General features: G+C 70.3%; 8 protein-coding genes. All 8 read left to right on the top strand.

Translation table 11 applies throughout. The annotated features are described in order from the left end of the window. Positions 1 to 55 precede the first annotated feature (55 nt). A complete protein-coding gene (locus ADK36_RS47565; RefSeq protein WP_199830380.1) occupies positions 56 to 259 on the top strand; it encodes a hypothetical protein in 204 nt (67 codons plus the stop codon). Positions 260 to 313: 54 nt separating this feature from the next. After that, the gene (locus ADK36_RS44785) at positions 314 to 1,384 is read left to right on the top strand and encodes an RNA polymerase sigma factor (RefSeq protein ID WP_048584451.1); all 1,071 of its coding nucleotides are present in this window, start codon (positions 314 to 316) and stop codon (positions 1,382 to 1,384) included. Between the two features lie 96 nt (positions 1,385 to 1,480). Further along, positions 1,481 to 2,428 (top strand): ABC transporter ATP-binding protein, encoded by a 948-nt coding sequence (locus ADK36_RS44780; RefSeq protein ID WP_048584421.1) that lies wholly within the window; start codon positions 1,481 to 1,483, stop codon positions 2,426 to 2,428. Continuing rightward, a complete protein-coding gene (locus ADK36_RS44775; RefSeq protein ID WP_048584422.1) occupies positions 2,425 to 3,195 on the top strand; it encodes an MlaE family ABC transporter permease in 771 nt (256 codons plus the stop codon). Before ADK36_RS44780 ends, ADK36_RS44775 begins: the two co-directional genes overlap by 4 nt. A 13-nt stretch (positions 3,196 to 3,208) precedes the next feature. Continuing rightward, the gene (locus ADK36_RS44770) at positions 3,209 to 4,024 is read left to right on the top strand and encodes an MlaE family ABC transporter permease (protein WP_048584423.1); all 816 of its coding nucleotides are present in this window, start codon (positions 3,209 to 3,211) and stop codon (positions 4,022 to 4,024) included. Between the two features lie 8 nt (positions 4,025 to 4,032). Continuing rightward, positions 4,033 to 5,301 (top strand): MCE family protein, encoded by a 1,269-nt coding sequence (locus tag ADK36_RS44765; RefSeq protein ID WP_078942886.1) that lies wholly within the window; start codon positions 4,033 to 4,035, stop codon positions 5,299 to 5,301. Further along, on the top strand, positions 5,298 to 6,356 hold the full coding sequence (locus ADK36_RS44760) for an MCE family protein (protein ID WP_048584425.1): 1,059 nt from the start codon (positions 5,298 to 5,300) through the stop codon (positions 6,354 to 6,356). Before ADK36_RS44765 ends, ADK36_RS44760 begins: the two co-directional genes overlap by 4 nt. Further along, the gene (locus ADK36_RS44755) at positions 6,353 to 7,516 is read left to right on the top strand and encodes an MCE family protein (protein ID WP_234330110.1); all 1,164 of its coding nucleotides are present in this window, start codon (positions 6,353 to 6,355) and stop codon (positions 7,514 to 7,516) included. Before ADK36_RS44760 ends, ADK36_RS44755 begins: the two co-directional genes overlap by 4 nt. The last annotated feature ends 2 nt before the right edge of the window (positions 7,517 to 7,518 follow it).

The following is a 7,518-nucleotide window of genomic DNA, read 5'->3' as shown; positions in this document are numbered from 1 at the left end:
CTGGTGGGCCGGGACGACGGCAAGCACGTGACGAAGAGCGGCGGGTTTAACCCCGGTGTCACCGTCCAGGCCGACCACCCCCACCCCGTCCCGTCCGTCCACCGGCCCCGAACAGACGGCGCAACCGCAACTCCCCCTCCCCTCACCGGACATCGAGCTCCCCGGCGACGACCTGCTGTCCGGCGGCGGCCCGCTGACCAGTAACAGCGCGGACTCGATGACCGCCACCCCCTCCACAACCGCCGATACTCGGCGGTAATGTCGCCCCCCGCCGGACGGGACGAGCCCGGTGGGTGAGCGCGAAGGGGCCCTCATGGCGACGGACATGCCTGCGGAGATGGAAGCCTGCGACGACCGCTGGCAGCGTATGTGGGGCCACCGCGAGCAGTTGCTCAAGGTGGCTCGGCGCAGGTCGATGAGTGCGGAGGACGCCGAGGACGCGGTGCACGAGGCGATGCTGCGCGCCGCGGAACGCCCCGACCTGGACGACGAGCGGCTGGCGGCCTGGCTGACGACGGTCACGATGCGGCTGTGCGTCGACCGCTACCGGCAGGTCAACCGTGAGGCCGAGGTGCGCACCAGCCCGACCCTCGTCGCCCCCGGTCCGGTGCCCGTCGAGGAGGCGGTGTGCGACCGGGCCGAGGCGAAGTGGCTGGCGGTCCGCAGTGGTGAGCTGCCCGCGCGGCAGGCCGAGGCACTGCGGCTGAAGTCGGAGGACCTCGACGTCGGCCAGGTCGCCGTCCACATGGGGCTCAGCTACCGGACCGTCGAGTCGCTGCTGGCCAGGGCGCGGCGGACGCTGCGGCAGTCGCTGGCGGCGACGCTCGGGTTCGCGCTGTTCCTGATCGGGTGGGGGCGGCCGCGCGGGGCCGGCAAGGTGCAGGCCGTGGGGGTGGCTTCGACGGCGGCGACCCTGGCGGTCGCGGGGTTCGTGCTGCCGTACGCGCTCGACGGGGGCGGAGGTGGGGGTGGGAGCGGTACGGCTCCGCGGCCCGCCGCCGCCTCGCCGGGGGTGGAGGAGTTGCGGCCGGAGGGCAGTGCCGAGGGCAGTACTCCGCAGGGGAACCGGCCTCCGGCCACGCCGGCCGAAGGGAAGACGGCCGGGTCGCCGTCGGCGGAATCGTTCCGGCCGCTGTCCGTTCCGACGCTGCCGGAAGTGGCGGTGCCAGAAGTAGCGGTACCGGAAGTGGCGGTGCCGACGGTCCCGGTGTCCCCGCTGCCGGTGCTGTCCGCGCCGGAGGTTCCGCCGGTGCCCGAGGTCCCGGAACTGCCCGAGGTCCCTGACCTGCCCGCGGCCCCTGACCTGCCGGTCGATTCCTCCGGCGTGCCGGCCGAAGTGCCGTCCGCCGCGCTCCCCCTCCCGACGTCGACCTCACTGCCGTAAAAAAAATCGCCACCCCGGCGACGGACGCCCCTCCCCTCCCCGTAGAGCAGATGTCAGAGCTGCTGGAGCTGCTCCACGGGCGGAAGGGTGGACCGGATGGGTGTCGAGATCTGCGTGGAAGGGCTGACCAAGTCCTTCGGTCACCAGGTCATCTGGCAGGACGTCTCGCTGACGCTGCCCGCCGGGGAGGTCTCGGTCATGCTCGGGCCCTCGGGCACGGGCAAGTCGGTGTTCCTCAAGACGCTCGTCGGACTGCTGAAGCCGGAGCGGGGCTCGATCACGATCCAGGGCCGGGACATCACCCGGCTCCGCGAGCACGACCTCTACGAGGTGCGCAAGCTCTTCGGGGTGCTGTTCCAGGACGGCGCGCTGTTCGGCTCGATGAACCTCTACGACAACATCGCCTTCCCGCTGCGCGAGCACACCCGTAAGTCCGAGAGCGAGATCCGGCGCATCGTGCTGGAGAAGATGGACATGGTCGGGCTGATCGGCGCCGAGGGGAAGCTGCCCGGCGAGATCTCCGGCGGGATGCGGAAGCGGGCGGGACTGGCCCGGGCCCTCGTCCTCGACCCCGAGATCATCCTCTTCGACGAGCCCGACTCGGGCCTCGACCCGGTCCGCGTCGCCTACCTCAACCAGCTCATCGTCGACCTCAACGCCCAGATCGACGCGACCTTCCTCATCGTCACGCACGACATCGCCTCGGCCCGCCAGGTCCCGGACAACATCGGGCTGCTGTTCCGCCGCGAGCTGGTCATGTTCGGGCCCCGCGAGGAGCTGCTGACCAGCGACGAGCCTGTCGTACGGCAGTTCCTGAACGGCCGGATGCAGGGCCCGATCGGCATGGCGGAGGAGAAGGACGCAGCCCAGGTCGAGCAGGAGCTGGCCGCCCTCGGAGACGGCGACCGCACACAGTCTCCCGGCAGTCAGGCCATGACTCCCCGCCTGCTGCCGGGGCCGGGTATCCCGCGGCCACCCCGCTGGGAGGCGATCGCCCGGCGGGAGGCGGAACTCAGGCACCGCAAGGTGGTGGCGGACGCATGAGACTGTCGCCCACCGGAGCCCTGCGGCACTCGGGGAGCCTGTTCGCGATGGCGCTGGACGTCATCCGGACGATTCCCCGACGGCCGTTCCAGGCAAGGGAGTTCATCCAGCAGGCGTGGTTCGTCGCAAGCGTCACCATCCTGCCGACGGCCCTGGTGTCCATCCCCTTCGGCGCGGTCATCGCGCTGCAGATCGGCAGCCTGACCCGCCAGCTCGGCGCCCAGTCCTTCTCCGGAGCCGCCTCCGTGCTCGCCGTGCTGCGCGAGGCCTCGCCGATCGTCACCGCACTGCTGATCGCGGGCGCGGGCGGCACGGCGATCTGCGCCGACCTCGGGGCGCGGAAGATCCGCGACGAGATCGACGCGATGCAGGTGCTGGGCATCGACCCCATCCACCGGCTGGTCGTGCCGCGCGTGCTGGCGTCGATGCTGGTGGCGGTGCTGCTCAACGGCCTGGTGTCGGTGGTCGGCGTGGCGGGCGGCTACTTCTTCAACGTCGTCCTGCAGAACGGCACGCCCGGCGCCTACCTCGCCTCCTTCACCACCCTCGCCCAGCTCTCCGACCTGTGGGCGGCCGAGGTCAAGGCGCTGGTGTTCGGCGCGATCTCGGGGATCGTCGCCTCCTACAAGGGGCTCACCGCGAAGGGCGGACCCAAGGGCGTGGGCGACGCGGTGAACCAGTCGGTGGTGATCACCTTCATGTTGCTGTTCGTGACGAACTTCGTGATGACCGCGGTGTACTTCCAGGTCGTCCCGCAGAGGGGTTAAGAGGGTTCAACCGATGAGACTTCTCGATCGACCCCTGCGCTCCCTCGAGGCGCTGGGCACTCAACTCTCCTTCTATGGCCGCTCGTTGGCCTGGACCGGCCGCACCCTGCGCCGCTACAAGAAGGAGATCCTGCGCCTGCTCGCCGAGGTGAGCTTCGGCCGGGGCGCGCTCGCGGTGGTGGGCGGCACGGTCGGCGTGATCGCCTTCCTGTCCTTCTTCACCGGCACGGAGGTCGGCCTCCAGGGCTACGCGGCCCTCAACCAGCTCGGCACCTCCAACTTCGTGGCGTTCCTCTCGGCGTACTTCAACACCCGTGAGATCGCCCCGCTGGTGGCCGGACTCGCGCTGTCCGCGACCGTCGGCGCCGGTTTCACGGCCCAGCTGGGCGCGATGCGGATCAGCGAGGAGACCGACGCGCTCGAAGTCATGGGCGTGCCCTCGCTGCCGTTCCTGGTGACGACGAGGATGATCGCCGGGTTCGTCGCGGTGATCCCGCTGTACGTGATCGGCCTGCTGTCCTCGTACCTGGCCGCCCGCACCATCACCACCGGCTACTACGGGCAGTCGGCCGGCACCTACGACCACTACTTCCAGCAGTACCTGCCCCCGGTGGACGTGCTGTGGTCCTTCGGCAAGGTGCTCGTCTTCGCCGTCCTGATCATCCTGGTCCACTGCTTCTACGGCTACTACGCGAGCGGCGGCCCCGCGGGCGTCGGCGTGGCGGTGGGCCGCGCGGTGCGGACCTCGATCGTGGCGATCAACGTCCTCGACTTCTTCCTGTCGCTCGCGATCTGGGGCGCCAACACGACCGTACGGATAGCGGGGTGAGCCGCCGGATGCGGGTCCGAATGCGGACGCGGGTACTGAGACTGCGGTTGTACGGCATCGTCTTCATCGCCGTACTCGCCCTGCTGCTGGGGCTGTCGGTCGCGGTGTATCAGCAGGCGTTCACGCCGGTCGTGCGGATCACCCTGGAGGCCGACAGCCTGGGCAACCAGCTGGATCCGCGCGCCGACGTCAAGCTGCGCGGGCTGCTGGTCGGCGAGGTGCGCGAGGTGCGGGCCGACGGGACGAAGGCGACGCTCGACATCGCGCTCAAGCCGGAGCACGTCGCCCACATCCCGTCGGACGTGCACGCGCGGCTGCTGCCCAAGACGCTGTTCGGCGAGAAGTACGTCGACCTGGTGCCGCCCGCCGGAGCAGGGCCCTCTTCAGCTCGCCCGATCCGCGCCGGTGACGTCATCACCCAGGACCGCACCCGAGTCGGCATCGAGGTGCAGCAGCTGTTGAACGACCTGCTGCCCCTGTTGCGGACCGTCCAGCCCGGCAAGCTCAACGCCACCCTCGCCGCGTTCGCCACCGCCCTCGAAGGCCGCGGCGACCGCATCGGCGACAACCTCACCCGCCTGGAGACCTACCTGCGCCGCCTCAACCCCCATCTGCCGTCCCTCACCGAGGACATCGCCCGCTTCGCCGAGGTCGCCGAGATCTACGGCGACGCGGCGCCCGACCTGATGGAGATCCTGCGCAACACCGTCACCACCAGCCGCACGATCGTCGACCAGAAGGACCGGCTGGCGGCTGCGTTGAAGACCACGACGACCGTCGCGGGCACCGCCGAGGACTTCCTCGACGACAACGGCGGCCGGCTGATCACCCTGGGCCAGGTCTCGCGTCCGACGCTGGAGCTGTTCGCCCGCTACTCCCCCGAGTACCCGTGCCTGCTGGCCGGTCTGGTCCGGCAGGAGAAGGCCTCGGAGGAGGCGTTCCGGGGCGGCAAGATGCACATCACGCTGGAGGTCGTACGGCCGCAGGGGGCGTACGAACCGGGCGAGGAGCCGCGCTACGGCGAGCGGTCGGGGCCGAACTGCCGTGATCTGCCGCATCCGCCGGTACCGGCGCCCGGGGCGCACCTCGACGACGGTTCGAAGTCCGGGGGTTCGGCTGCGGGCGGCCCGCTCGGGGTCTCCGCGACCCGGGCCGAGCAGCGGGCGGTCGGCTCGCTGGTGGCCCCCGTCCTGGGCGTGCTCGCCGACGAGGTGCCGCCGGTCACGACGCTGCTGTTCGGACCGCTGGCACGCGGGACGGCGGTGAGTGTGGCATGAGTCGCACGACAGCCAAGGGCGCCCGGCAGACCGCCGCTCCGCTGATCAAGTTCAGCCTCTTCGCGCTGGTGACGATCCTGGCGACGGCCCTGCTCGCGGCCACCATCGTGAACATCTCCTTCAGCCCGAAGGACACCTACCGCGCGGTCTTCAGCGACGTCACCGGCCTGGAGAAGGGCGACGACATCCGCGTCGCCGGAGTGCGGGTCGGCGAGGTCGAGGGCATCCGGATCAAGGACCGGACGCTGGCCGAGGTCACCTTCACGGTCAGCCAGGACCGGCCGCTGCTCACCGGCACGGGCGCGGTCATCCGGTACCGCAACCTGGTCGGGCAGCGGTACGTCGCGCTGACCGAGGGCGCGGGCGCCGGGACCCGGTTGCGGCCCGGCGCGACGATCCCGCTGGCGCGCACACAGCCCGCGTTGGACCTCAACGCGCTGCTGAACGGCTTCAAGCCGCTGTTCGCCGCGCTCAGCCCGAAGGACGTCAACCAGCTCGCCACCGAGATCATTCGCACGCTCCAGGGCGAGGGCGGCACCGTGAACAGCCTGCTCGTGCACACGGCGTCGCTCACCTCGACGCTGGCCGGCCGCGACAAGCTGATCGGCTCGGTGATCGACAACCTCAACACCGTGCTGGGAACGCTGGACAAGCGCGGCGCTCGCTTCTCCGGCCTCCTCAAGCAGCTGCGCCGCGTCATCTCCGGCCTCTCCGCCGACCGCAAGCCGATCGGGCAGTCGCTGGTGAGCATCGGCGACCTGACGGAGGCGACCTCGGGCCTGCTGAAGGACGCGCGCCCGCCGCTGAAGGACGACATCGCCGAGCTGACCGAGCTCACCGGAACGCTGAACGACAACGAGGACACCGTGGAGGGCGTGCTGAAACGGCTGCCGAACAAGCTCAACGAGCTGACCGGGACGGCGTCCTACGGCTCGTGGTTCAACTTCTACCTGTGTGACTTCGACGGCCGGATCGTGCTGCCGAAGACGGAGTCGACGTCACGGCAGGTGCTCACGCCCGACATGCATGTGGCGAGGGCGAGGTGCGGGGCATGAGCCGCAAGAACCGTCCGGAGCCGATGTTCAAGGTCCGTGTGGAGCCACCGAAGCTGCCGCGGATACCCCTGCCGAAGGTACGGCTCCTGCCGCGCCGCAAGCCCCGCCGCCAACCGCTGATCAGGGTGCGGGTCGAGCCTCCCCGCATACGGCTCCCCCGCATCCGCCGCCCGCGCCTCTCCCCGTTCCGCGACCGCAACCCCGTCGTCATCGGCGCGGTCGGCCTCACCGTCCTCGCACTGCTGACCGTGGCCGCCTTCAACGCCGACCGCCTGCCGGTGATCGGCGGCGGCGAGACGTACAGCGCGGCCTTCGCGGAGGCGGGCGGGCTCAAGCCCGGTGACGAGGTGCGGATCGCCGGCGTCAAGGTCGGCAAGGTGGAGGAGGTCGATCTGGACGGCGACCACGTCAAGGTCACCTTCAAGGTCAAGGGCGAGCCGGGCTTCGGCACGGAGACCGGCGCGTCGATCCGGGTCAAGACGATCCTCGGCGCGAAGTACCTCGCGCTGCATCCCAAGGGCGGGGGCCAGTTGGTGCCCGGCAGCGAGATCCCGCTCCGGCGCACTGTCCCGGCGTACGACGTCGTACAGGCGTTCAGCGACCTCACCACCACCAGCGAGAAGGTCGACACCGACCGCGTGGCGAAGGCCCTGGACACCATCTCCACCACCTTCGAGGACTCACCGGAAGAGGTGCGGGCGTCCCTCAAGGGCCTGTCGCAGATCTCCCGGACGGTGGCCTCCCGCGACAAGGCGCTGCGCGAGCTGCTCGACCACGCGAACGGCGTCACGGGCGTACTGGCCGACCGCTCAGGGGACTTCACCGCCCTGGTCAAGGACGGCGACAAGCTGTTCAAGGAGATCAGCAGGCGGCGCGAGGCGATCCACAAACTGCTGAAGAGCTCCGCCGCCCTCGGCATCCAGCTCTCTGGCCTGGTCCAGGACAACGACAAGGAGATCGGGCCCGCGCTCAAGGGCCTGAACCGCGTGGTGGACATGCTCGAACGGAACCAATCCAGCCTGGACCGGAGCATCAAGCTCATGGCGCCCTACGTACGGCTCTTCACCAACACCCTCGGAAACGGCCGCTGGTTCGACTCCTACGTCCAGAACCTGGTCGCGGCTCCGGTGGTGCCGCGGACGGGAGGGGCGGCCCGGTGAAC

Origin of the sequence: Streptomyces viridochromogenes (genome assembly GCF_001270495.1) — a bacterium.
Lineage (GTDB): Bacteria > Actinomycetota > Actinomycetes > Streptomycetales > Streptomycetaceae > Streptomyces > Streptomyces viridochromogenes_A.
The sequence above is the reverse complement of the archived record's forward strand: the minus strand, read 5'-3'. Positions and strand labels throughout refer to the sequence as shown.